Genomic DNA, 23,463 nt, shown 5'->3' with positions numbered 1-23,463 from the left:
TCAGTTTGCAGGACAGAGTCGTGTAGCGTCCACTCGCCACAGAGACAGGTGGACGTCGTTTGCGGTAAGAAGAGGGGGGCGATAGGCTTCCTGCACCTGCGCGGTGGGTGGAAGTTTTTGGATTAGGCGATCGCGCCACTCCACTGACGGATTCAGCAAAAACACCGTCTCTACTGTCTCACAGAGCGGCACTGCATCTACCTCGGTTCCTTTCGGTAAAATGCTCAGGCTGACAGAATCTGCCAGGTTATGGCTGAGAGAAAGGAGGTCGAAGGTTTGGGTTGCTTCTGCCAACACCAGGGCGGCTGGAACTTGGTTAATAACAGCGGCAATCTCAGCGTTATGGAGGTTACGACCCTTTTGGTACATAGGCGATCGCCCAACTCCAATGCAATTTGATAACAAACAGAGGAAGAGCAGGGCGATCGCGATGCCCCTCGTACGTTGAGGATGTTTATGCCATCCATACCCCAACCATCCTGCGAGAGCCAATACTAGCCCTAACTGCGCTGGAAATAAATAGCGTGAGGTTGCGGATACCTGCCCACCCTGTAATCCATCTAGCAACACTAGGGCGAGCGGCGTGGGTAGGGCTAAGGCCAACCCTAACCCCCATCGCGGGAAGGCGGCCTGTCGAATCGCTGACGCGACAGCCCAACCCATGGTCACCAGGACCAACAGCGCCATAATGCCCTGAAGCAGGGCGATCGCACTGGGAAACGGCGCGATCGGTACATCAAACACTAGAATGGCAACGCTGTAGAGCCATACGCCAACGATCACGGGCCAGGGTAATGGCGACTCTGCCCATGACACATTCGACTCCAGAGCTGACCAGTTCTGCACCATGACCCATACCCAGGGCAAAAATGCAATAAATCCTATTCCGGCTGCCCAGCACCAGGGCTTCCAGACCATGCTCTTGCCTTTCAGGGCCAGAACTCCAACGTAAGCTCCTTGCCCAACGAGTACGGGCAGGAAAAGTAATGAGGTGTAGAGGTTTAGCGTCACCATCAAGCTATAGGTAGCCCAGGCTGCAAAGGTGGTGCGATGCAATGCCCGAGCCAAAGCTCCACATCCCAGGACCAACGCCAGTGCCCACAAACTGTAGGGCCGTGCTTCTCGCGAATAAGCAATAAAGTAAGGAGAAATTGATACCAGAGCCAGGGCCAGTTCCGCCATCCTAGGCAACGGATCGATCTGACGGCACAACCCATAAAGGGCCGGTAGTAGCAATAGTCCCAGCAAAACTGAAAGGCTGCGAATGGCAGCGACGGAACTGCCAAATAGACTCATCCAACCCCGAGTCAACAGAAAGTAGAGTGGCGCATGTTCGGGACTTCGGGTTAAGGCGTGAACCGTTGCTCCAAAAGGCCGATCGCCTACCTGTTGATACTTTTTTAGATCGGTGGGCGATCGCCGTTGCCCATCTACCACCGCTGCCAAAATTTCAGCCTGGGTGTAGCCGGAGACCCGTGTTGCCGTTGCAACCTCATCCACCCAGAACACGGGAGTATCTAATTGGTTAACCCGGAAGCCGATACCGAGTAAGATTAGGAGCCCCAGTACCACTGGCCAGACAGTTCGGATGAAAGCAGTTGGGCTGGGTTGTGAAGGCATTGCGATCGCCACACCAACATAAAAATTCGCTCCCTACCATACCTGTTCCCTTGTCCCTTTGGAAAGCTATGGCTCTGTTTGCCTTTTGCCCATATGGGAGAGGAGCTGATCAACTCTGAGTTTAGTTGCTGTGGAGGAAAGGCTTAGCCTTTCCTCCACAGCAACTAAACTCATGCCTAAAACCTTATTCACAGAGGTTTCGAGTTCCTGCCATTCCCAGTATGATAGAGACGTTCTAGCCCCTTACCTCTGTTTAACCCATGCTAGCTGCACGTAGACTTACTCGCCTCTTGTCCGTTCTAGCTCTATTGGGATTGGTGGTATTCCTGTATTTAGGAGTGCAAGGAGAAGCCTGGGCCGAATCCCTGTCTACTGCAACTCTGGAGAGCACTTCCTCAGACAATAGCCTGCGAGGAGAAATAACGTTTACTCCTACGGAGTCGGGCGTTTTAGTTGAAGCTCAGGTGACCGGAGCCCCGGCCGGCCCACATGGTTTTCATATCCACGAGAATGCCAGTTGCGCAGATGCTGGAAATGCGGCTGGGGGGCACTTTAATCCAGATGGTTCTCCCCATGGCAATCTTCAGCGTGATGGATTCGCCAATGCTCATGCCGGAGATTTAGGCAATTTAACCATTGCTGCTGATGGTAGCGGTTCGTATCGGGAGGAAATTCCAGGTTTAACTCTGACCGATGGAAAGTATGCGATCGCCAACCACGCGGTCATTCTCCACGAAAAAGTTGATTCCTATGTGCAACCCACCGGAGATGCGGGCGGACGCATCGCTTGCGGCATTGTCCAAGTTGCTGAATAAAACAGTTCTGTTGAAATAAAGCAATAAGCAGGGCATAGCAATGCTATGTCCTGCTTATTGCTTTAAGGATGTACAACGCCCAGGTATCCCCAACCATTGCCCTTCTTGACAGCAGCGCGACCGCCTCGGAAAGAGCTGGCATCTTCAAATTGTGGCTCTACAAGAAACTCGCCCTGCGGGTTAATGTAACCCCATAGATTGCCCATCTTCACCGCCGCCAATCCCTCCGAGAAGGGGTAAGCATCTTCAAATCGCAGGGGGATGACCATGTGCCCCAGGGGGTTGATGAAGCCATAGTGATTCTCATTCCGCACTAGGGCTAAGCCTTCGGTAAAGCTAAACGTATCATCAAAGGCAGGGGCAATAACGGTTTTACCGGTTTTGTCGATGTAGCCATATTTGCCATCAATACGCACCCGAGCCAACTGCTGGCTGAAGGTGTGGGCGACGTCAAACTCGGCGGGAATGACCAACTCTCCACTCTTGTTGATGAAGCCATACTTGCCATCAAGGGTAATGCGAGCCAGTCCTTCGTGGAAATAGTCGGCACTGTCAAATTGCGGCCGAATGACGACAGCGCCGTGGCGATTCACATAACCGTACTTGTGGTCAATTTCTACCGCTGCCACTTCTTCCCGAAAGGCGTGGGAGGCACTTTCAAAGGAGGGGGCGATCGCAAACTTACCTCGCTTATTGATGTAACCGTAACGATGCTCCACCTCCACCCGCGCTAACCCATTGGAGAAATTCTCAGCTCCATCAAATTGGGGGGGAATCAAGATTTTGCCCGCTGGGTCAATGTAGCCCCACTGGTGGTCGATCGCCATTCGCGATAACCCCTCAGAAAATTGGTACGCCCCTTCTCGATACAGGCTTAAGGGATCAACTTCGAGCAGAGGGGGAATGATAAACCGCCCCGCCTTGTCGATGTAACCCAGGCGGTCTTCTACCATGACTGCCGCCAGCCCTTCCGAGAAATCTCGGGCAAAGGAGAAGTGGGGTTCAATCACCATTTCGTAGGTGGGCGGTGGTGGCTCTCCTAAAAATTCAGCCAGTTCTTCTGGGGAGAGACCCCGTTGTTTGGGGCTGGGCAATGCCGCTAGGGCAGCCATCGCAGTTGGGTACCGCTCTGCCATATCGGGATGCACCATCTGATCCAGAATTTTCATCAATTCAGGACTAACGGCGGCCTGGTCATGCCACTCTACAATCCGCGTTGCGGGGTTGCGGGGAAGCTGGTTGGGGGTATAACCGGTGAGCGCCTGAATGCCCATCATGCCCACCGCATAGACATCGCTAGCAGGAGTCGGGACGCCATCGATCTGTTCCTTAGGCATGTAGCCCGGAGTACCCACGGGGGTCGTATACTTGGGCTCTCCGGTTGGAGTTAGGGTAAGGTGCCGAATGACTTTAATGCCACCGACATCAGAAAGCATCAGCTTCTTGTCCTTCCAACGGCGGATCAAATTTTGCGGCTTCACGTCTTGATGAGCAATGCCCCGCTCGTGAAACACAACTAATAACTCTAGAATTTCGCGCAGTTGGGCAACTACGTCTTTTTCGTCCCAACGATCGCCCAGCACAAAGGTCTGCCGCAAATCATGACCATCAACCAGTTCTTGGACGAGATAAAACTCCCCGGCCTGCTCTAGATGGTCGAGCAACCGTGGTGTTGCCCCCGTTGCTCCCAGGTCGTAAAGCTCCTGAACCCCAGTATCGAAAATCATACGGGCTTTTTCTAGAACCGAAGGGAGTTTTGAAGTGGGTTGTAGCTTTTTAACAACGCACTTGGGGTTGCCCCGGCGATAGGTGTCTTCCGCCAGGTAAGTTCTCCCAGAGCCTCCCCGGCCCAATTCGCGGATTGTCTCGTAGCGCCCGCCGATCAGCATTGGTGCCCTCTAGGTCACAAGAATTATTAACGTTTTGCTAAGAAGCTTGAAAACTACCGTAGGAGGTAGAATCGAGCGATCGCACCTCCCTTCAGAATGCCCAGTCTCATTCTCGAAATCTCTTTGAAAATCAGATTCCCTCCGCATTTTCAACAATCCCTGGCATCCCAATCAAGGGGTCATTTCCCCCGTCCCACTGCGACCGAACCTTCCTCTAAACTCAGCGGTTGCCCACAGGTCTGGATCAATTCCTCGACATCCGCAATGGGCAGGATCGGCACTCCTAATTCCCGGGACACCTCATCCACGGTTCTGTCATCCAAAAACCGGGAATCATCATGTTTCAACATGAGAGACGGCAATAGAATAGCATCCCCCAGGTGGCGTCCCTTCAAACGGCCAATCAAATCCTCCCCGGTTAGGAGCCCCGTCACTGTGATGTCTTGACCCCAGTAGGTGCTATTCAGGGCGGCCATCGTTACTGTTAAGCCTTTCACCTGATTAAGACGCTCGACCACGGGCTGAAATGCAAATTCAACAGCGTTCCCAACAACCCAGGTCAGCTCACAGGCAGGAGAGACCTGTGCAGGCAGTTGTTGAGCAGCCTGGAAGAAGTCTTTCAAGAACAGCTGAATCGACCCAACGCCGTTGCCAATTTGTGGATAAGACTCATAATGAGACTCTGGCGGTAGCGCCTGCCGACCGATTAAGAACCACTCATCGGCTAACCAGGCGAAGGTCGACCCTAGTGTTTTACGAAATTCTTCTTGAAGCGACTGTACTTGGGCGATCACTTCCTGTGCTTTCTCGGTGGAAACAGGAATTAATTCGTCCTCGTCAGGGCGAAAGCGCGTGAGACCCACCGGTACCACCGCCACAGAAGCCACCGCTGGTAAATCCCCCCGGTGAAATTGTGCTAAGTCTCGCAGGGTACGCTCTAGATGTGGCCCATCATTAATGCCAGGACAGAGTACCACCTGAGCATGAATTTGTAGCCGCTGCTCCTGAAACCAGGCGAGCTGATCCATAATTTGCCCAGCTCGGGGGTTTTTGAGCAGGCGGCCCCGAATTTCTGGCTCGGTGGCATGGACACTGACATAGAGTGGCGAGAGGCGCATTTGGGCAATGCGATCCCACTCCGGTGCTGTTAAATTCGTCAGGGTAAGATAGCTCCCGTAGAGAAAGCTCAAACGGTAGTCATCGTCCTTAAAGTAAAGGCTCTGGCGCTTTCCGGGGGGTTGCTGGTCAATAAAGCAGAAGGGACAGTGGTTGTTACACTGCATCAAGCCATCAAAGAGCGCGCTCTCAAACTCTAGCCCCAGGTCTTCGTCGTAATCTTTTTCCAGCTCGACCTGGTAGGTTTTGCCATCCCGACCCAGCACTTCCAGTTCTAAAAACTCGTCCGCGCATAAGTAGCGATAATCGATCAAATCGCGGGGACGATCGCCATTAATTGCGACCAGGCGATCGCCCACTTCAAACCCTAATTCTTCAGCAATAGACCCTGGCAGGACACATGTGACCTGGGCAGGGCGAATAGTTCCTTCACGCATAGCCGCACAACAATTCCTCTCCCATTCTCAAGCATTTTTAAGAAAGTTAGTGGCGAGTGCGGTTAAAATCGCTACGCCAAAGGCGAGGCGATACCAGACAAAAACCCAGGTGTTTCGGGTTTTCAGATAGCGTAAAAGACCGGCGATCGCTAGATAAGAAAAGATGGCCGCAGAAATAGTGCCCACGATTAGAGGCATCAACTCCTTCTGGCTAACGCCCGTCTCCAGCACGTCTTTGAGCTCGACTAGTCCCGCCAGCGTGATTGCCGGAATCCCCAGCAAGAACGAGAAGCGTGCGGCAGCGGCCCGTTCCATTCCCATAAATAGTCCGGCTGTGAGGGTCGAACCGGAACGCGAAACCCCTGGAATCAGCGCTAGAGATTGAGCCAGTCCCATCAGTATTCCATCCCTGGTGGTGAGGTCGTCGTAGTCACGCTTGCGGCGTCCTAACTTTTCCGCCAGCCCCAACAGTAGGGCCATGAGGATAGAAACAATGGCAATGGTGGAGAGCGATCGCAAAGGCGAGTTGTCAAAGTCAGGAATGAGAACTTTAATCAGCAACCCAAAAAACAGGATCGGGATGGTACCTAACGCAATGCCCAAGGCCATGCGGAATTCCTGGGTCTGGAAGTCGCGGCGAACAAGAGAAGCGATCGCCCCTCGCACAATCTGGCTCAAGTCACTCCAGAAGTACCACAGCACTGCTGCAATACTCCCCAACTGAATAATGGCAGTGTAGGCCACACCTGGATCGCCCCACCCTAGAGCTACGGGTACCACTTTAAGGTGAGCAGTGCTGCTAATAGGTAAAAATTCCGTCATTCCCTGCACAAAGCCCAAAACCAAAGCCTGAAACAGACTTATGGGAGCGGCGGCTGAGGTATCTACGGTAGGAGCTGTGGCGATCGTCCCCGTTAAGGGCAATCCACCCATAACTGGATTAAATAGTGCTCCCAATGCGACTCCAAAACTCATCTCAGACACGGGCAGTCCTCTCAGCCTGGCTAGAAATGTCTCAATGAGTCTACCCTATGCTTTTTCCCTTCTATCAGGTATCCCGAGGCAACTTTATGGAAGTACCAATATCGAACTTTGTGAGCTGAAGCGCTGACAAAGTTAATGCTTCAGCTCATAAAACACAGCAGGCTCTACGGTTATCTTCTTGATGTGTGCGGGTCATGTCTCAGGGTACATCCCACTTTTGTAACGTCAGTTCGGGATAAGCCGAACCGCCCATTATTGCGTGCGCGTCGCGCACGCAATAATGGGCTTTTTTGAGTGCCGCTCTTCGCGCGGCACTCAAAAAAGCCCTTAACCCGAACTGAGGTTTTGTAAGTGAAGCGGGCTTCGCCCGCTTCACTTACAAAAGTGGGATGTACCCATGTTTCAAGCATGAGATGGCTGTGTGAATGAGACGGTAAGCGCCCCATTCAAATGTTTAGAATAGTACCGAGGATGTGCCTAATGCTCTAGGTCCTGATTAACCAGGACCTAGAGCATTAGGCACATCCTCTTGGACGAGTAGTAAATTACAGCAAGTTTTCGGACACTTGTCCAATTACGGTTCAGGCGTTTTCTGAGAGGGTGAGCTTTTCCTTACAGAGGGGGCTCAGTCAAACTAAAACTTCTAGACACTGCACTGAAGCTTTGAACTTTGCTAGTTTCTAGACACTTTAAGAATATCTAAATATGCCCCCCGGGGGATTGTCCGTACAATCGAAGACACAGCAGGCTATTAGAAGCATCCCCTGGCATTGCATTTTGGGATGCAATCTTTTGTTAAATAACGTAAACTAAATGAGTGCGATAAATTGTTTCAATTAATTAAGCCATTGATTACCATTTCGTCGTCTACCCCCTCGCTGGCCGAGCGTCAGGAAGCCGCTTCTTCCCTGACTTCTGCTTCTCTCAAGGCTCCCATGGGTTCCCTTTCCGGTATTGGGAAGTGGGGTGTTTTGGGGGTAGCCGTGTTTCTGGTATCTGTTCCCGTCTTTTTTCAGGCTCCGCTTGTACGGTTGGTGCCACTACTCAGTCTGTTATTGACGGGGGTGCTGGTAATCATGGCGCGTTCTCTTGCCCGGCAGCCGGATACCTGGGTACTGGGTGACCTGACTTATGGTTTTGCCTGGACCTGGTTGGCGGGGTCAATCTACTGGGGGTGGTTTCGTTGGGAGCCGCTGCTGCACTTGCCCATTGAGGCGATCGCTCTACCTTTTGCTCTGATTGGGATGCGACGCATACAGACCCCTGTAGGCCATTGGTTTTACTTGGGTTCCCTACTGGGGACTGCTTTGACAGATCTGTATTTCTACCTGGTCAATTTGATTCCCTATTGGCGACAATTGATGCAGGTAACTCCTGATCAAGCTCCACCGATCTTTCAGGCGGCTCTGGCTCAGATGCAAACTCCTTGGGGAGTTGGTAGCGCTGTGCTGATCGTCAGTCTACTGTTGGTGGTGGGTTTATTGCCGTTGCGATCGCAACAGCTTCACCATTGGGCTTTTAGTGGCGCTATCCTTAGCACGGTTATGGTTGATGGTTTGTTTCTTCTGCTGGCTATGGCTGCCTGAGTTCACACTACCTACCCTGAACCCTGTCAATGCTGTGCGAATCCTGAAAGTTGATGTCAGGTGCTGAGTTAGTAAGGCTATGATTTGAGTATCTTGGGCTAACTTAGTAGTTGTAGTTCGCGGGCATGATCTAGCTTCTGGCTGGGCAACCAGTTTAGGAGGCCATGTGACTCCAGCGATAAACCTTGGCGGAAGATCGAAATTTTGTCCTGTTGCAGGTCAAAAACTCTTGTGGATGATAACCAGAAGATGACTGTTGTCTTCTCTCATCCGTTCCGCAGCCTCAGGATGCATCAGTAAAAGCAAAGTAGCGGTTTCATGGTTCGCAGTGATTGCACAACCTGTTCCCCACCTAATCCTACGAACTGAGTCCGGTAGCCGTTATCTTTCCTTGACAAGTAACAATTGCTGGACAATTGGTCGAGGAGATGACAACAACTTCGTGTTGCCTGACCGCTGGATTTCTCGTAACCATGCGATGCTTCAGCGCATGGAGACGGGCGAGTTCTATTTAATCGACTTAGGAAGCCGGAATGGTTCCTTTGTCAATGGACGGCGTGTCAGTGTTCCTGTCACGCTGCACAATGGCGATCGGCTCACTTTCGGGCAAACCGAGCTGGAGTTTTATTCTCCAGATATGGCACCCGCCTCGGATTCCTCCCTGGGTATTGACTCTCAAGAGTTTACGGCTACAGCTACCCTCCACGTACGACGTCTGATCTCCGTGCTGGTAGTTGATATCCGGGACTTTACTGTGATGACTCGACAGATTGACGAAAAGATTCTCTCAGAAGCGATCGGCACCTGGTTTCGCTGTGCCGGAGACATTATTCGGGAGTATGGCAGTTGGGTCGATAAGTATATTGGTGACGCCATTATGGCCGTCTGGATCCACGGAGCCCAAGGCGTTAGCCAGGAAGAAATGGTACGGATCGCCCGTGCCCTCAGTTCTTTACACAAAATGACTAGTCGCCTGCATGAGCGGTACCCGCTTCCATTTCCGTTACGGGTTGGGGCCGGCTTGAATACGGGCTATGCCATGGTGGGCAATACGGGGACGGGCGATCGCCCCGATTACACCGCCCTGGGTGATACCGTAAATGCCGCCTTTCGCTTAGAATCGGCTACGAAGCAGATTGGCATGGATGTGGCTCTAGGTGAGGCGGCTTACGAGTACCTCATCACCAGCATGTCGAACCCGAACCTGTTCAAGCAGCACTCGGTCAATCTGAAGGGCTATGACACCCCAACCGTGACCTATGCTGGCTCCTTTTCTGATCTAGATACTTTTTTGCAGTTGACTACTCCTTCTTAGGAGATTTCCAGTAATGAAATTACCCCCAGAATGTTGGTGCTTTGCCCGCGAAGCGGGCAAAGCACCAACATTCTGGGTAAATTCTTATGCAGAAACCTCCTTAAAGGTTAAGCCTCAAAAAACGATGGTGGGCGTCGCAATACGACACCCACCATCGTTTTTTGAGGCCTAATCCAAACAGATGGAAATGAACTCTATAGGCATCACTTTTTGGTCATTTGTAATGGTAGTCTCTATAGGTAGAGTCTGGAATTGGATAAAAGCGGCTTCGCTCCCTGTTCATATACTCTTTTTTTGCTTTTGCTGTGTTTTATTTAGCCTCTTGGGCTAAGACAATCGGAATCATGAAATCGGAGAAATCGGAAGGGATTCAACCAATGAAGCGATTTGTAGGGTTGTTGTTGTCCCTGGCTGTGCTAGTGGCTAGCTGGGGTTGGGTAGGGGATCTGTCGGCGATTGCCGCTCCTTTCAGTCGTCTCGTGCCCATCTCATCTCCCCTGGTGGCGTTAGAGTTTCGTAACGCTGTCGATGACAAGCTGGCAACAGAATTCGGCGCAAAAATCGACCTGAATAACACCAACGTGCGGGCATTCATGCAATATCCGGGGCTGTACCCCACCATCGCCAAGCAGATTCTAAAGAATGCTCCTTATCAAGACGTGAACGATGTTCTGGATATTCCCGGACTGACGGATCGTCAATTGGAAGTACTGCAAGCCAATCTGGATAAATTTACCGTTAGCCCTCCCGAAAACGCATTTGTTGAAGGGGATGACCGGATCAATAACGGGATTTATCGCTAAACAACTCGTTGGGCCTGTCCCTCCGTTTGGCTTCTAATCCTATGTTTTAATTTATAGCCCTTAGCTTTTGCTAAGGGCTTCTCGTTTTAAGGGAGTTCCTCATTCTCAGCGCTTAAGTATGCTTGGGGTTGAAGTTGGTGAGTACCGCTGTGCGCGTTGATTAAGGAGATTTCCAACAATGAAATTACCCCCAGGATGTTGGTGCTTTGCCCGCTTCGCGGGCAAAGCACCAACATCCTAGGTAGATTCTTATGCAGAAACCTCCTAAGTACGGTGGTGTGGGGCACTTAACACATTTGCACATTGCTATAGTTTCATTGCGGCAACAGGAGAATGTGGGGCTAAGGCCATGTTCTCCTGTTGCCGCAATGAAACTAGAAGGTGACTATAATTATGTTCTGCTCATGAGTGTTGTTGCCTGTGTCTCAATCTGCTGCGTGGGATGACCTGAATCCGTTTGATGTCATCGTTGTAGGGGGAGGGGCCGCCGGTCTCTACAGTGCCCTCTGTCTCCCCGACCACTACCGGATTGGCCTGATTACAAAAGAACCTTTGGAGCAATCTGCGAGCGACTGGGCGCAAGGGGGCATTGCAGCGGCGATCGCCCCCGATGACTCCAGCGAACTACATCTAACCGATACATTAAAGGCGGGCGCAGGGTTATGTGATCGGGATGCTGTTACCCTACTCGTGAAAGAGGCGAGTGATTGCATCCAGCATCTCATTGATCTGGGGGTTGCCTTTGACCGTCAGGGCGATGCCCTGGCTATGACTTTAGAGGCCGCCCACTCTCGCCGCCGAGTACTGCATGCTGCAGATACTACAGGTCGTGCTGTCGTGACTATTCTGGCCCAACGAGTATTGGCCCGTCCTCACATTCATGTGCTTCAGGGGTTTGTGATGGATGTGTGGATGCAGGGTGGTGAGTGCCAGGGTGTTTTGTTGCAGGTTGGTGAGGAAGTCCGAGCGGTACCGGCTCGGGCCATCATTCTGGCGACCGGGGGCGGAGGGCAGGTGTTTGCCCAGACGACTAATCCCCCTTTAAGTACGGGGGATGGGGTGGCGATCGCCTGGCGGGCCGAAGCCTTGCTACGGGATCTAGAATTTGTCCAGTTCCACCCAACTGCCCTTACCCTGCCGGGAGCGCCTCGCTTTCTGATCAGTGAAGCTGTGCGCGGGGAAGGAGCACATTTGCTGGATGATGAGCAATATCGCTTTGCCTTTGACTATCACCCTGATGGCGAATTGGCTCCCCGAGATGTCGTGAGTCGTGCCATCTTTACACATTTACAAAAGACCCATCCCGACAACCCGAATGCTCATGTCTGGCTAGATTTGCGCTCTATTCCACCGGATCGAATTCAGCATCGCTTTCCCAACATTATTCAGGTGTGCCGTCAATGGGGAGTGGATGTATTTACGCAACCCATTCCCGTTGCTCCGGCGGCGCATTATTGGATGGGCGGCGTTTTTGCCGATCGCTACAACCAGACAACTATCCCCCGGCTCTATGCAATTGGAGAAGTGGCTAGTACGGGGGTTCACGGTGCGAATCGGCTGGCGAGTAACTCCTTACTGGAATGCCTGGTCTTTGGGGCGCAATTTATGGCCCTTCAGCTACCGGAGTTGGACTATTCACCTACTTCATCTGACGCATCGGATACGCTCTTAACGGATCAGGATAAGAGCCAGATTACGACCATTCGGCAGATACGTACCTGGTTGGCGGGCGTGACGTGGCAGAGTGCCGGAATCTGTCGCACCGAGGAAACCCTGGAGCAGGCGATCGCCCAAATTCAGGTTGCTCAGCAGGAATTTGCAAACCTGTCCCTGAGCCAAACCCTCAATAAGTATCTGCAAACCCTGGCAAGTCAGGGTGGAGCTTTAACAATCGATCACCTGATCCTACGAGATTGGGGCGAGACTCGTAACCTATTGGATATTGCCAGTTTGATTTTACGAGCTGCCCACTTTCGTACGGAAAGCCGGGGCGGTCACTTCCGGACTGACTACCCAAGTACAGACGATCAACAGTGGCGAGTCCATACGCTGGTGCAGGGCGATCGCCAGTGGAAGTCTGCTCCCGTTGAGTAGGGCTACATTTTCTATCGACTAAACCTTTGATGTTCAGTTGGTTTTGTTGATAGGAGAGCGTGAGGCTCAATCTCACGCTCTCCTACGAAGATTGTGCAGTTAGTCATCTGTAATTTCTTTTTGTGAGCGTGGCAGCGAAGCCATCAAGCTCACAAAAAGAAATTACAGATTGTTTTATTTACGATCTTTACGGAAGGACGTATGGACGTTTGTTGCTATGTAAAACACATGGGATGCAGTGAGGGGTATGGAAAGCGCAATCCCGCTGATTGACTACTGTATCGCTACAAGATCTACTGTTAACGAGTACCGGACCCCTGAGTGCTTCCAGGGCCGCCCTCCACAGGAGGCTCGTAAGATGAATCTTGGTTGTAGTCAGATCTCAGCTTTGATGTCGGCAAATCTGATGGGGGGTTCATCAAATCTGACGGAACTGCTTGCTGGGCGAGGACAGGGGATGCAGCACTGATGGAAGCACTAAACAGCCAAACCACACTACCTAATAAGACGCGACTCATAGTTGGCATAGTGCGGATAACACACTATTACTATAGGGCAGTTTTACGGACACAAGGGGGCAGCGAACGTAATTGCACGGAAACTTGACATAGATAGGAGTTTGTGGTTTCCGTTTCCCTAGCATAAGAAATAGGATGACTAAGGTATAGAGAGCTCTGCCAGGGACAACGTGAACGATTTCAGTAAATTTGCTTGTTTATACCAATTTTGCTCAGCAGCTTCTTAAATTCTAGATGAACTTCAACATATATTCATAAATATTCAGGGGTTATTACGCTTCTCGATGAAGAAGCTAATTCCTCTTGAACTTCTATCCCACGAAGAATTACGGAAACGGATGACGCTTTTCCTTAGGCTGAAATATGGAAAGTAGGCAATGCCTATTTGTGCCGTTCATCTGGTTGTATCCCATGCGATTGCAATTCGCGATGTGACCTATGGCAGATTTTGACGCAATTATTGTTGGTAGTGGTATTGGAGGGTTGGTTGCCGGAGCCATGTTGGCTCGCTACGGTTGGCGATCGCTCGTCTGTGAAGCCCATACCCAACCGGGTGGTGCCGCTCACGGCTTTTCCCGGCAAGGCTTTCGCTTTGATACGGGGCCATCTTTCTATTGTGGCCTTAGTGATCCAACCTCCCTCAATCCTTTAAGGATGGTGCTGGATGCTTTGGAGGAGACGGTGGAGGCGATCGCTTACGACCCGCTTGGTCACTATCATTTTCCGGAAGGGGTATTTCCTGTCTGGTGTCGCAGTGAGGATTATCAACAAGCGATCGCCGCTGTCACACCCACCGGAGCCAAAGAGTATGCTGCCTTCGAGCAGCGTATGTTGCAGCTCTATGAGGCCTTGAAAGGAATTCCGACCTTGGCCCTACGCCCAGATTGGCAGGCAATTCCAGTTTTACTCAGCCGCTATCCTCTGGCCCTGCTTAAGCTCTTGCCCCATTTACTTATGATCCAGGGGTCGGTTGGGGATGTGTTGGATCAAACAGTACACAACCCCTGGGTACGACGATTGGTGGATTTGGAGTGCTTTCTCCTGTCAGGGCTTAAAGCGGAGGGTACCGTGGCCCCTGAGGTGAGTTTTATGTTGGGGGAGCGATCGCGCTCTGTCGTGGATTACCCAGTTGGCGGTAGTGAGGCGATCGTTCAGGCCCTTGTGCGGGGGTTAGAAAAATGGGGTGGCCAGCTGCGGCTTAAGACCCCGGTGAGACAGATTCGGGTAGAGTCTGGTCGTGCGATCGGTGTGGAACTTGCAGATGGAGAGGTGGTCACAGCTCCGGTGGTGATTTCAAATGCTTCTGTTTGGGACACCTTTACCCATCTTTTGAAACCTGAGGATGTTCCTGCGGCTTACCGTCAACAGGCGCTACAAACTCCAGCGGTAGATAGTTTTATGCATCTACATCTGGGATTCCGCGCGTCTGGATTGAAGGGATTAACCGGGCACCATGTCGTGGTTCACGATACCCAACAAGATATTACGGTCCCTGGGAATACTTGTATGATTTCCATCCCGTCGGTTTGGGACGCGGCCCTCGCTCCGGAAGGGCATCACGTGCTTCATGCCTATACTCTGGAACCGTTTGAGGGTTGGAGCCGGGATGCAGATTACGATCGCCGCAAACAAGAGCGAGCGGCATCTCTCTACCGAGCTGTAGAGCGGGTGATTCCAGATGTACGCGATCGCATCACCCTGGAACTAATCGGCACTCCCCTGACCCATGCCCATTACCTGCGACGGCATCACGGCACCTATGGAGCGGCGATCGCTGCTCATCAAGGCCAGTTTCCACCACCCCAAACCCCCATTTCGGGGCTCTACCGGGTGGGTGACAGTACAATTCCCGGCATTGGGATTCCGGCAGTTGCTGCCTCTGGCATCCTTTGTGCTAATGCTCTTGTGTCACCCCAAAAGACAGCTAATCTGCTCCGACAAGTTTTATCCACCCGGTAATACGGCTATTATCAATGGCCTAGGTTCCGTTACAACGTACAGGCTATCTCTATCGGTATGAGCTTCATTCTTGGCCTTTTTTTACATTTATTCGCTGCTTTTGCCTGGCCCTATTTCTCAATTTTCTGCCATGAACATGGGCATTTCTTCGCTGCAAAGTTAGTGGGTTTCCGCCCCTATCATTTGAAGATAGGTAGCCGTACCTCTATTACTTGGAAGTGGCTATTTAATTCAAAAATTGAACTGGGTAGCTATCCAGGTGGTGGTCTTACTTTTGCTTCAATGGCTAATATTGACGGCTCAAACTTTAAGACTTTAAAGCTCAGAACGTCTATTTTTTTGTTGGGGGGAGCTTTTGCTAATCTCCTGCTGTTTTTAATGTCACTCACAGCCTTTTGTCTGCATCCCTCAATTCTACTTTTATTTTTTATATATATAGAGCTTTATCTAATAATCTATTCCCTTTTTCCGATGAATGTCATGATTGGAGGAGTCAAACACCCTAATGATGGAAAAATACTGCAGACTACTCTTAAGAAAAACTATCAGGAATACTATAGAAATGCTGCTATTAGCTACCAGGAGGCTATTTCGGCGTATGGGGATTTGCCTAGAAAAAGGTCTTTTCTTGGAGGAGATCCAAATCGACTTCAGCTATTAATTGACGCTCAGGTAGCTGTTCTCTACGAGCATTATGATGAAGCTGTCAAATTATTAGAACAATTACTTGAGCTGGGTAGTCTTGATAAAATCGAAATCGCTTATATTTTAGATACCCTGCTTTCTATTGTGATCAACAATGGGCAAATGCAGTACTTAACTCAGGCCGATCATTGGTCAGAACGAGCAATAAAAGCGGCAGGTCATTCTAAAACAATCCAAGGAACACGAGGCGCAATTTTGGCAGAATTAGGCCGTTATGCAGAAGCCAAGAAAATGCTACTTCCCTTAACGGAGCCTGGACAAGAAGCAATCGATTTTACAATTAGCTGCTGGTATCTCGCCAAAATAGACTATCACCTTGGAAACTCCGAAAAAGTTCGATATTGGTTAAAACAAGCTGAACAGTTTGGCTCGGATAGTGCAAGTATTTCGAGCATATTAGATCGCATATTAAATGAGATTGGGGAAAAACCTTAGGGGCTTAAATTAGTTTCATGCTGTTTTGGGTGAACACATTTAAAGGGGAACTGGCTGCTTTGGGGGCAGCGCTGATCTGGGCGATCGCCTCTTTCATCTACCTCAAATTAGGGCAACGCATGTCGCCCATCGTGTTGAATAGCGCGAAAAGTACGATCGCTATCCTCATGATTGGTCTCACCCTGCTGGCGATGAGACTAGAACCGGCCTTTACATGGCAGTCTCTGAGCCTGTTGGTTGTAAGCGGAGCTATCGGTATTGGCTTAGGAGATTCGGCCTTCTTTAGCAGTATTAATACCCTCGGTCCCCGCCGAGCCTTGTTGATGGAATCCTTGGCTCCCCCACTGACAGCCCTGATCGCCATGGCCGTTTTACAGGAGCGGTTAGGGGCGATCGCCTGGTGTGGCATTTTCCTGACGGTGACTGGAGTAGCCTGGGTAGTAGCCGAGCGTGAGGCTGATGTAGGAGGCGATCGCTCCCATGTGGGCCGAGGAGTTTTGATGGGCCTGGCGGCGGCTCTTTGTCAAGCCGTGGGTTCCGTCTGCTCTCGGGCCGCGCTAGCAGATACAACTGTCAGTCCTATCTGGAGTACCTTGATCCGTCTGGTTGCAGGAGTGCTGGTTCTGGCGATCTGGCTGGGGGCACAACCCGCGCCTTTAAAGGAATTGCGGTGGTTGCGATCGCCCCGCTTTTTAGCTGTCATTGTCGTTACAGCTTTCGCAGGCACCTTCATTGGTATCTGGCTCCAACAGATTGCCTTAAAGTTTACGGCTGCGGGAATTGCGCAGTCTCTCAACTCGACTAGCCCTCTGTTTGTGTTACCCATTGCGCTATGGGCCGGAGAGCGGGTGAGCCTTCGCTCCGTGTTGGGGGTGATTGTTGCCCTGACGGGAATCTGGTTGCTTTTTCGGGGGTAGCTTTACGTTTCGGTTAAGGGCGTTTTCGAGTGTCGTGCAACGCGTAGTACTTTAAAACGCCCATTCTTGTGTGCGCCTCATATACAAGAATGGGCACTTCAGGTTATCTCATGAGGTTATGAGGCTTGGGGAAGCTGGGAGGGCGATCGCTCAGGATAGCTAGCCGTCCTCAGTGCATCTAAAAATGCATATACAGCAGGGGGAAGGAGCGCATCCTGTAACACAATGGCACGAATCACACGTTCCAGCGGGACAGGCAGCTGGCGCACTTGGATTTCGGGCGGCAGTGGCTCCGCTGCCAGACGAGCGATCACGGTTGCCCCTAAGCCACGCATCACCATGCCCACAATAGTAGAGTCTTCTTTAATTTGATAGGCCGCTCGCAGAGGTTGATTAAGCTTTTCAAAATGCTGACGAATCAACGTGAAACAGTAGTCCGTTTCATTAGGCAGGATGAGGGGAAACTGATGTAGCACATCCCAGGTAATGGGGTCAGGGGGAATTTTAGCCTTGGGTGGAAAGAGCACGATATATTCATCCCGGAATAACTCCCAGGCTTCAAAGTCATCCGCGGTGGGTAAACAGGTGAAACCGACATCTGCCTGCCCCCGACGTAGCGCCCCTTCGCACAGATCATCGCCTTGATACTCTGTGATGGAGAAGTTGATGTTGGGGAGGCGTTCATGAAAACGAGCGATGATGTCCGGCAAAACATGGGTGGCAACGCTGCGGAACACGGAAATGCGCACGTCACCGCCCTTCAGACCCTTGGCGATATTGGCCTCTCGCTCCATTTCATCCAGCAAACCCATCATGGATTGGGCATGCTTAACCATGCGCTCGCCGACTGGGGTCAGTTGGGCTCCATGGCGGCCTCGGGCACAGAGGACGATGCCCATCTCGGCTTCCAGACTGGCGATCGCATGACTAACAGCCGATTGCGATACACCCAACTGTAACCCCGCTTCACCAAAGTTACCGGATTCGGCCACGGCAATCAGGGCACGCAATTGGGATAGCTTAATCTGGTCTCGCAGCATAGTCGCCCCCATTTCACAACGTTGTCAAGGTCAGGCTAAACGGGATAGGTCCCAGTTTATGAAACCTTTTGATATCTAATGATTTTTACCCATCTTTTCCGTTCTATTGCGATCGCTTTCCATGAATTTTATTCATATACGCGATTCATCATGTCTGTTGAATCTTTCAGTTGAGGTTCCTAAAGTGGATGCATCAAAGGCATTCGACCACAACAACCGAAAGGATTTCAACCATGAAAAGTGATTGTTATGTTTGGCAGAACGGGCAAGAGTTATCCTCCCAGGAGTTTCAAAGCTCTGTTCAAAAACGTTCCGTAAAGTCTCCTTCGGCTTGGCAGTCTCTAGGTTATCGATTGATGAGCTATTTTTCAGGCAGCTCTGAGCCACAAATTCGGCAACGGACCTACGGTGATCAACTGGTCTGGCATGTGTATGACCCTATGACTCAGCAGCAGATGCAATTTAGCTCTGAACAGGAAGTGCGCATGTGGCTTGACCAGCGTTACTCTGCTTAAGGTGTTGTGAAATGGTGTTAATGCGATAGATCACCATGCATCAACAGTGTGTCCACGAATCCATGAATCACATTAATGCTCACCATATAGCGGGGATTCTTCTCCGCTTTTTTCATGGGGCGATAATGCTATCAGGACTGACGCATTTGTGTCAGGACTTACGCAAGCCCGCTATCCATAGTGTATTTGTGTTGTGGGTGGGGTGCGAAGCACCCCACCCACAACACAAATGCGTAAGTCCTGTGTGTTTCCGATCTGGCGAGAGATAGACGTGGAAGGAAGTTCCACCTCCATCTCGCGTCAGATCGGAAAATACTGTGTTGAGAATGCTAAAGTTCAGAAATTTTCTAGATGCCCGTTCCCGTGAATACCCCGTTAAGGCGAATTTCCCTGCGTAAGGACTATGGGAAAACGCGCCAAAATACGGATTTCACGCAGATGTACGATTGTTAGGATGTCCTCGGATTCGGTGGCAGTCAAGCTTTCCGCCAGTTACATCCTCGTTATGCTTCTACCTCAAATTCCAGTTGATGAATTAATAGATCATATTTTGGCCGTTCGTCGTATCTCTCGTCACGAGCAGGATTATGTCATGTCAATGCTGCTTGCTAAGCAGCGGTTATCGGACAAAGAACGGATACAAGTTAATCAGATCTACGATGGCTTGCGAAGTGGTCGCATCCGAGTCGTGGACTAATTTCAAAAGAGAAGGGTGGGCGTTAGCGCCCACCCTTCTCTTTTGAAATGTGCCTGGCACAAGGTGCTAAGCTCCAGCGATCGCTGCCGTTAGCGCAATTCTTTCAACCTGGCGCCTGGCTGCTTCTAGAAATGCGGCAACAGCTTCGGGCGAAGTGTTAAAGGCTGTTACCAAACGGATTGTACTGGCATCCTCACTTTCCCAACGGTAAAACTGAAAGCCTTCTGCATATAACCCTTCAATAACCGCATTGGGCAGTTTTACGAAGAGTTCATTGGCCTGAACGGGATAGCACAGATGCACCTCGGGCAGTGCCGCCAGCCCATCGGCTAATTGGCGAGCCATACGATTTGAGTGGGTAGCATAGCTGAGCCAGCGATCGCCCTCCAGATACGCCTCCAATTGTGCTGATAGAAACCGCATCTTGGAAAACAGATGTCCCCCCCGCTTGCGACGGAAGTGGAATGTCTTGGCATATTCAGGATTGAAGAACACCACGGCTTCCGCTGCAAGTGCTCCGTTTTTCGTCGCCCCAAAAGACAGCACATCCACCCCGGCCTTCCAGGTCACCTCAGCAGGGGTGCAGCCTAGGGAGGCGATCGCATTCGCAAATCGCGCCCCATCCATATGAACCGGGACGTTGTACGAGTGGGCGATGCGGGCAAGCTCTGTCACCTCATCCACCGTATAAACAGTGCCGGCCTCTGTGGCTTGAGTCAGGCTCACGGCTGCAGGTTGCACATGATGCACGACCCCGATCCCACCATTTTTCAGACTGGTGTCTAACTCTGCTGCCACGAGCTTGCCGAGGTTGCCGGGCATCGTAACGAGCTTGGCTCCACCCGCGTAGAACTCTGGCGCACCACATTCGTCCACGTTAATATGCGCGTCTTGATGGCAGTAGATCGACCCGTATGGAGGCGTCAGCACCGACAGCGCCAGGGCATTGGCTGCCGACCCGGTCGCCACCGGGAAAATGTGTACCTCTTTCTCGAAGACCTCAGTAAATCGGGCTTCGAGTCGCTGGGTAATGCTATCAGCGCCATAGGGCATGGCAGTTCCTTCGTTGGCTGCCGCCAAGGCCGCCAAGATTTCGGGAGCCATGCCCGTTACATTGTCACTACAAAAGTTCATGGAAATTTCTAGTTGCTAGGAGTACCCGTAACGCGGGATGGGGAAGAAGACTCCTGGGAACCGGAAGGAGAAGCACTGGGGGCATCTGTCTTGGGTTCTTCTGGGACAGGGTTGGCGGGGTCGCTAGGACTTTGGGCCCCACTGGCCAACTGGCTAATTTGATCACGATATTGAGCTGGAGCCAGGGATGCGGCCTGTTCAAACAAAGGCTTGGCCTCATCCTGACGACCTGCGGCGCGTAGAACAATGGCTTTACCCAATAGAGGCCGGAAATCTTCACCGGCAGTTTTGATGGCTTCGTCGTAGATGGCGATCGCTTCATTAAAGCGCTCTTCTTCGGCGTAAACCTGACCCAGCAGCAGTTGAACTGAGGTTAAGTTGATGCTACCGGGTTTCGCTTTATTTTGCTCATCGGCGATCTTGAGGGTGTCTTGAAGCAGGGCGACCGCAGCCTCTGGCCGCTTCTGGCTGATCATCAGACCTACCAGCCCCTGCAATGCATTCATGTCACCGGGTTGGCGAGACAGGATGTCGCGGTATACCCCGGCAGCACCTTCCGTGTCACCCACTTGCTGTTTCGCCTGGGCCAGAAGGACATGGTATTCCGTTTGGTCAGGATTAAGTTTTGCTAAGCGTTCGAGGGGAGCGATCGCCCCTTGCACATTCCCCTGCTGAATGCGAACCTCAAGCAAACCCCGCAGGGCCGTCTGGTTATCGGGTTCTCGCTGAAGTACCAATTCATACCCACGGGCCTGATCTTCCAGGGCTTTCTGCTGATCTGCAGGACTAGCCGCAGGGTTTGCCGCATTATTGGCAGTTCGGTTTCCTTGCTGGAAAGCCCCGACTACCGGAAGCAGCATCAATGCCACAAATACCAGGGATGCGGCGATTAGAACGCTGCTTAAAATAACTCGATTGCGCTTAATAAACACAGAACGGCCCAAACTCATTCTGCCATTATTACCCAACAGCTTGATTTCGAGTCGATAGGACTAACCAGCATTTCTTTAGACTCGAAGCCTGCACCAAACCCCAAAAACCGGAATTTCCCGTTATAAAACAGCCAGAAGATGAGGGTTCTGGGGTTTGGCTTGGCAAGATGTAAGCTCCTTACCTGGAAATCGTTCCACAGTTCTACCCAGCGAGATACATAAGGAAACAGGTTTGTTTTTTAGGCACTTCAGAGTGGATGAGGGCGATCGCCCTCCAGCCGCTCAGCTACAGAAGAAAGAGGTTTTGTGGGAGTTAACATTTGTGCAGCCCTCCATGCTCTGTGGATCTGCCATGTCATATGAAGGGTTACAGAAATATTTCTAGGCGCTAAATTGTGAAGACTGAGCTTCCCACAAGAGTGCTCAGAAAACCCGCAGACCTACCTGATGAAGCCAAATGCTTTTGTATAACAAATAAAGATAAAGACCAAAGGATAGCCTTTGAACCAGCAATCTTCCAATCGATGGTGGGTGAGTTCTAAGTGGATGCTAACCTAGTGTTTACTTAAACTTGGTCTTACACTGTCGGTGGCAAGCGGGTTCACCGGGTCGCCTCTGAACAGCCCTTGGCTGACAGATTTCAGGTTTTGGGCTAACCTGCCTTCCTGTGACCCTCTCGCGGGTTATCCTGACCCCTCAAATCTCAACGAGTTTTGAGCTATTCCACCCGCAGAGACCGATAATGGATCAGCCTTCAGCTTTGAATTTTGAAATGGACTCCTCCGCCGTGCCGACTCCATCCGAAGGGATGTCATCACCAACGCCTCCCTCCCCTGAACCCACCGCTGACGCTCCCGAGCTCAACGATGAGATTGTTGTCAATCCCCGACAGCATCCCATTCCGCCGGCCAGCGAGCCGATGCAGTATCGCGCAATTGGGCTGGTTGAAGGAGTTTACACTCCTTCAGACGATCAGTTTACCCGTGGCAACCTAGTGACCGGCGATGGTACCGTAATCGATGCGGTGCTATTAGGGCGGGTCATGAGCTTAGTGAAAAAGCACATTGACCTGGAGAAGCCTCATCTTTGGGTGGTTTATCCCCGTACTCGTGAAAAAGGGTATGACCTGCACGTCCAAATCGTCGGCATCTGGGAACCCGAAAACCTATCGAAGCAAGCTTCCGAAGAAACGCCCTCAGAATCAGCTGCTGAATCAACGTCTTCCAGTGGCCTGGTTGCAATTCCTCCCAAGCCGCCTAATTCCCAAGAGCCGCAAGATCCCAGTGATGGCTACTTCTCCATTCGGGGTGAGATTCTTTTCTACTCTGAAGAGCATAAAAATCTGATTGTCCGGATTCAGCAGACTTCGAAGAAGAAAGATAAGCCGCCCAAAGCCTTCAAGTTGCTCTTGACGGGTGAACTGACGGGCAAAACTGTTGGCTACTTCTGGGATTTCCACATCCAGCGGGAAGGAAACCTGCTGGTTATCCGGGAAGGCAAAGCCATTGGGCTGGTGCCACCTCGTAAGCGCAAAGGCCGTCCTGACTTTAGCGGCCCTGGCGCCAAGAAGCGACCGCCCAGTCGCAAGCCCTGGAAGAAACCGACTCCGACTCGGGCAGGTGAGCCAGGTAGCGCGCCACCCGCAGGTGCTCCTCGGGATTCTGGCCCCCGGGAGGCTCCCGGTCGGCCCATCAAGCGGGCGAACCGTCCCCCCCGGGAATCTCAGGGGGATCAGGGCTAACAAAGAGGAGGGTAGGCATTAAATATTTGCCTTCCTCCTGATCTCATTCAAAAGAGGGGCAGGCAAAAAGCGCCTGCCCCTCTTTTGAATTGAATGCAAAGATGGGCACTTCCGCTTATCCCAACTGAGGTTATTCGAACCTGAGTTCGGGTTAAGGGCGTTTTCGAGTGCCGCGCGTTGCGCGGCACTCGAAAACGCTCATTTTGGCGTG

19 protein-coding genes are annotated in these 23,463 nt (G+C 51.5%); 11 read left to right on the top strand and 8 right to left on the bottom strand.

All coding sequences use genetic code 11. From position 1 onward, the window contains the following. Positions 1–1,620, bottom strand: a complete 1,620-nt coding sequence (locus tag H6F91_RS11550; protein ID WP_190772291.1) for a glycosyltransferase family 39 protein — start codon at positions 1,618–1,620, stop codon at positions 1–3. A 260-nt stretch (positions 1,621–1,880) separates the two neighbouring features. Here H6F91_RS11550 and H6F91_RS11545 point away from each other — a divergent pair, with 260 nt between their 5' ends. Continuing rightward, positions 1,881–2,435 (top strand): superoxide dismutase family protein, encoded by a 555-nt coding sequence (locus H6F91_RS11545; RefSeq protein ID WP_190772290.1) that lies wholly within the window; start codon positions 1,881–1,883, stop codon positions 2,433–2,435. A 62-nt stretch (positions 2,436–2,497) separates the two neighbouring features. Here the strand turns inward: H6F91_RS11545 and H6F91_RS11540 are convergent, their stop codons facing one another. The 3 genes from H6F91_RS11540 to H6F91_RS11530 form a co-directional block, all read right to left on the bottom strand. Next, on the bottom strand, positions 2,498–4,324 hold the full coding sequence (locus H6F91_RS11540; RefSeq protein ID WP_190772289.1) for a WG repeat-containing protein: 1,827 nt from the start codon (positions 4,322–4,324) through the stop codon (positions 2,498–2,500). Positions 4,325–4,503: 179 nt separating this feature from the next. Further along, the gene (locus tag H6F91_RS11535; RefSeq protein WP_190772288.1) at positions 4,504–5,877 is read right to left on the bottom strand and encodes a TIGR03279 family radical SAM protein; all 1,374 of its coding nucleotides are present in this window, start codon (positions 5,875–5,877) and stop codon (positions 4,504–4,506) included. Positions 5,878–5,904: 27 nt separating this feature from the next. Beyond that, positions 5,905–6,852, bottom strand: a complete 948-nt coding sequence (locus tag H6F91_RS11530; protein WP_190772350.1) for an undecaprenyl-diphosphate phosphatase — start codon at positions 6,850–6,852, stop codon at positions 5,905–5,907. 944 nt (positions 6,853–7,796) lie between these two features. On the opposite strand from H6F91_RS11530, the gene H6F91_RS11525 reads away from it, so the two are divergent. The 4 genes from H6F91_RS11525 to nadB all read left to right on the top strand — a co-directional run bounded on the left by H6F91_RS11525 (position 7,797) and on the right by nadB (position 12,659). Beyond that, positions 7,797–8,447, top strand: coding sequence for a DUF3120 domain-containing protein (locus H6F91_RS11525; RefSeq protein ID WP_190772349.1), 651 nt, complete (start codon positions 7,797–7,799; stop codon positions 8,445–8,447). A gap of 328 nt (positions 8,448–8,775) precedes the next feature. Continuing rightward, entirely contained in the window at positions 8,776–9,762 is a 987-nt protein-coding gene (locus H6F91_RS11520) for an FHA domain-containing protein (protein ID WP_190772287.1), read from the top strand. Positions 9,763–10,139: 377 nt separating this feature from the next. Beyond that, positions 10,140–10,565 carry a photosystem II complex extrinsic protein PsbU gene (gene psbU, locus H6F91_RS11510; RefSeq protein WP_190771698.1) on the top strand — a complete coding sequence of 142 codons (426 nt, stop codon included), beginning with the start codon at positions 10,140–10,142 and terminating at the stop codon, positions 10,563–10,565. A 420-nt stretch (positions 10,566–10,985) separates the two neighbouring features. Next, complete coding sequence (gene nadB, locus H6F91_RS11505; RefSeq protein ID WP_347280032.1) at positions 10,986–12,659, top strand: L-aspartate oxidase; 1,674 nt, start codon at positions 10,986–10,988, stop codon at positions 12,657–12,659. A gap of 299 nt (positions 12,660–12,958) precedes the next feature. Here nadB and H6F91_RS11500 read toward each other — a convergent pair whose 3' ends face one another. After that, complete coding sequence (locus H6F91_RS11500) at positions 12,959–13,177, bottom strand: hypothetical protein (protein ID WP_206754926.1); 219 nt, start codon at positions 13,175–13,177, stop codon at positions 12,959–12,961. A gap of 438 nt (positions 13,178–13,615) precedes the next feature. Here H6F91_RS11500 and H6F91_RS11495 point away from each other — a divergent pair, with 438 nt between their 5' ends. The 3 genes from H6F91_RS11495 to H6F91_RS11485 are packed head-to-tail and all read left to right on the top strand — an operon-like array spanning position 13,616 to position 17,193. Next, complete coding sequence (locus H6F91_RS11495; RefSeq protein ID WP_190771695.1) at positions 13,616–15,136, top strand: NAD(P)/FAD-dependent oxidoreductase; 1,521 nt, start codon at positions 13,616–13,618, stop codon at positions 15,134–15,136. A gap of 57 nt (positions 15,137–15,193) precedes the next feature. Further along, positions 15,194–16,276, top strand: a complete 1,083-nt coding sequence (locus H6F91_RS11490) for a M50 family metallopeptidase (RefSeq protein ID WP_190771694.1) — start codon at positions 15,194–15,196, stop codon at positions 16,274–16,276. Positions 16,277–16,305: 29 nt separating this feature from the next. After that, positions 16,306–17,193, top strand: coding sequence for a DMT family transporter (locus H6F91_RS11485; protein ID WP_347280031.1), 888 nt, complete (start codon positions 16,306–16,308; stop codon positions 17,191–17,193). A 116-nt stretch (positions 17,194–17,309) separates the two neighbouring features. Here H6F91_RS11485 and H6F91_RS11480 read toward each other — a convergent pair whose 3' ends face one another. Continuing rightward, positions 17,310–18,233: a LysR family transcriptional regulator gene (locus H6F91_RS11480; protein WP_242035743.1), complete on the bottom strand. Its 924-nt coding sequence runs from the start codon at positions 18,231–18,233 to the stop codon at positions 17,310–17,312. A gap of 233 nt (positions 18,234–18,466) precedes the next feature. On the opposite strand from H6F91_RS11480, the gene H6F91_RS11475 reads away from it, so the two are divergent. Both H6F91_RS11475 and H6F91_RS11470 read left to right on the top strand, forming a co-directional pair. After that, positions 18,467–18,748 carry a hypothetical protein gene (locus H6F91_RS11475; RefSeq protein WP_190771691.1) on the top strand — a complete coding sequence of 94 codons (282 nt, stop codon included), beginning with the start codon at positions 18,467–18,469 and terminating at the stop codon, positions 18,746–18,748. A gap of 454 nt (positions 18,749–19,202) precedes the next feature. After that, positions 19,203–19,445 carry a hypothetical protein gene (locus H6F91_RS11470; RefSeq protein ID WP_190771690.1) on the top strand — a complete coding sequence of 81 codons (243 nt, stop codon included), beginning with the start codon at positions 19,203–19,205 and terminating at the stop codon, positions 19,443–19,445. 66 nt (positions 19,446–19,511) lie between these two features. On the opposite strand, the gene H6F91_RS11465 is transcribed toward H6F91_RS11470, so the two are convergent. After that, a complete protein-coding gene (locus tag H6F91_RS11465; protein ID WP_190771689.1) occupies positions 19,512–20,579 on the bottom strand; it encodes a low specificity L-threonine aldolase in 1,068 nt (355 codons plus the stop codon). 8 nt (positions 20,580–20,587) lie between these two features. After that, entirely contained in the window at positions 20,588–21,529 is a 942-nt protein-coding gene (locus tag H6F91_RS11460) for a tetratricopeptide repeat protein (RefSeq protein ID WP_199307770.1), read from the bottom strand. A 754-nt stretch (positions 21,530–22,283) separates the two neighbouring features. Between H6F91_RS11460 and H6F91_RS11455 the strand changes: the two genes are divergently transcribed. Beyond that, a complete protein-coding gene (locus tag H6F91_RS11455; protein WP_190771687.1) occupies positions 22,284–23,252 on the top strand; it encodes a hypothetical protein in 969 nt (322 codons plus the stop codon). Positions 23,253–23,463: the final 211 nt, after the last annotated feature.

This window comes from Leptolyngbya sp. FACHB-8, from assembly GCF_014695575.1.
Classification (GTDB): domain Bacteria; phylum Cyanobacteriota; class Cyanobacteriia; order Elainellales; family Elainellaceae; genus Vacuolonema.
The sequence above is the reverse complement of the archived record's forward strand: the minus strand, read 5'-3'. Positions and strand labels throughout refer to the sequence as shown.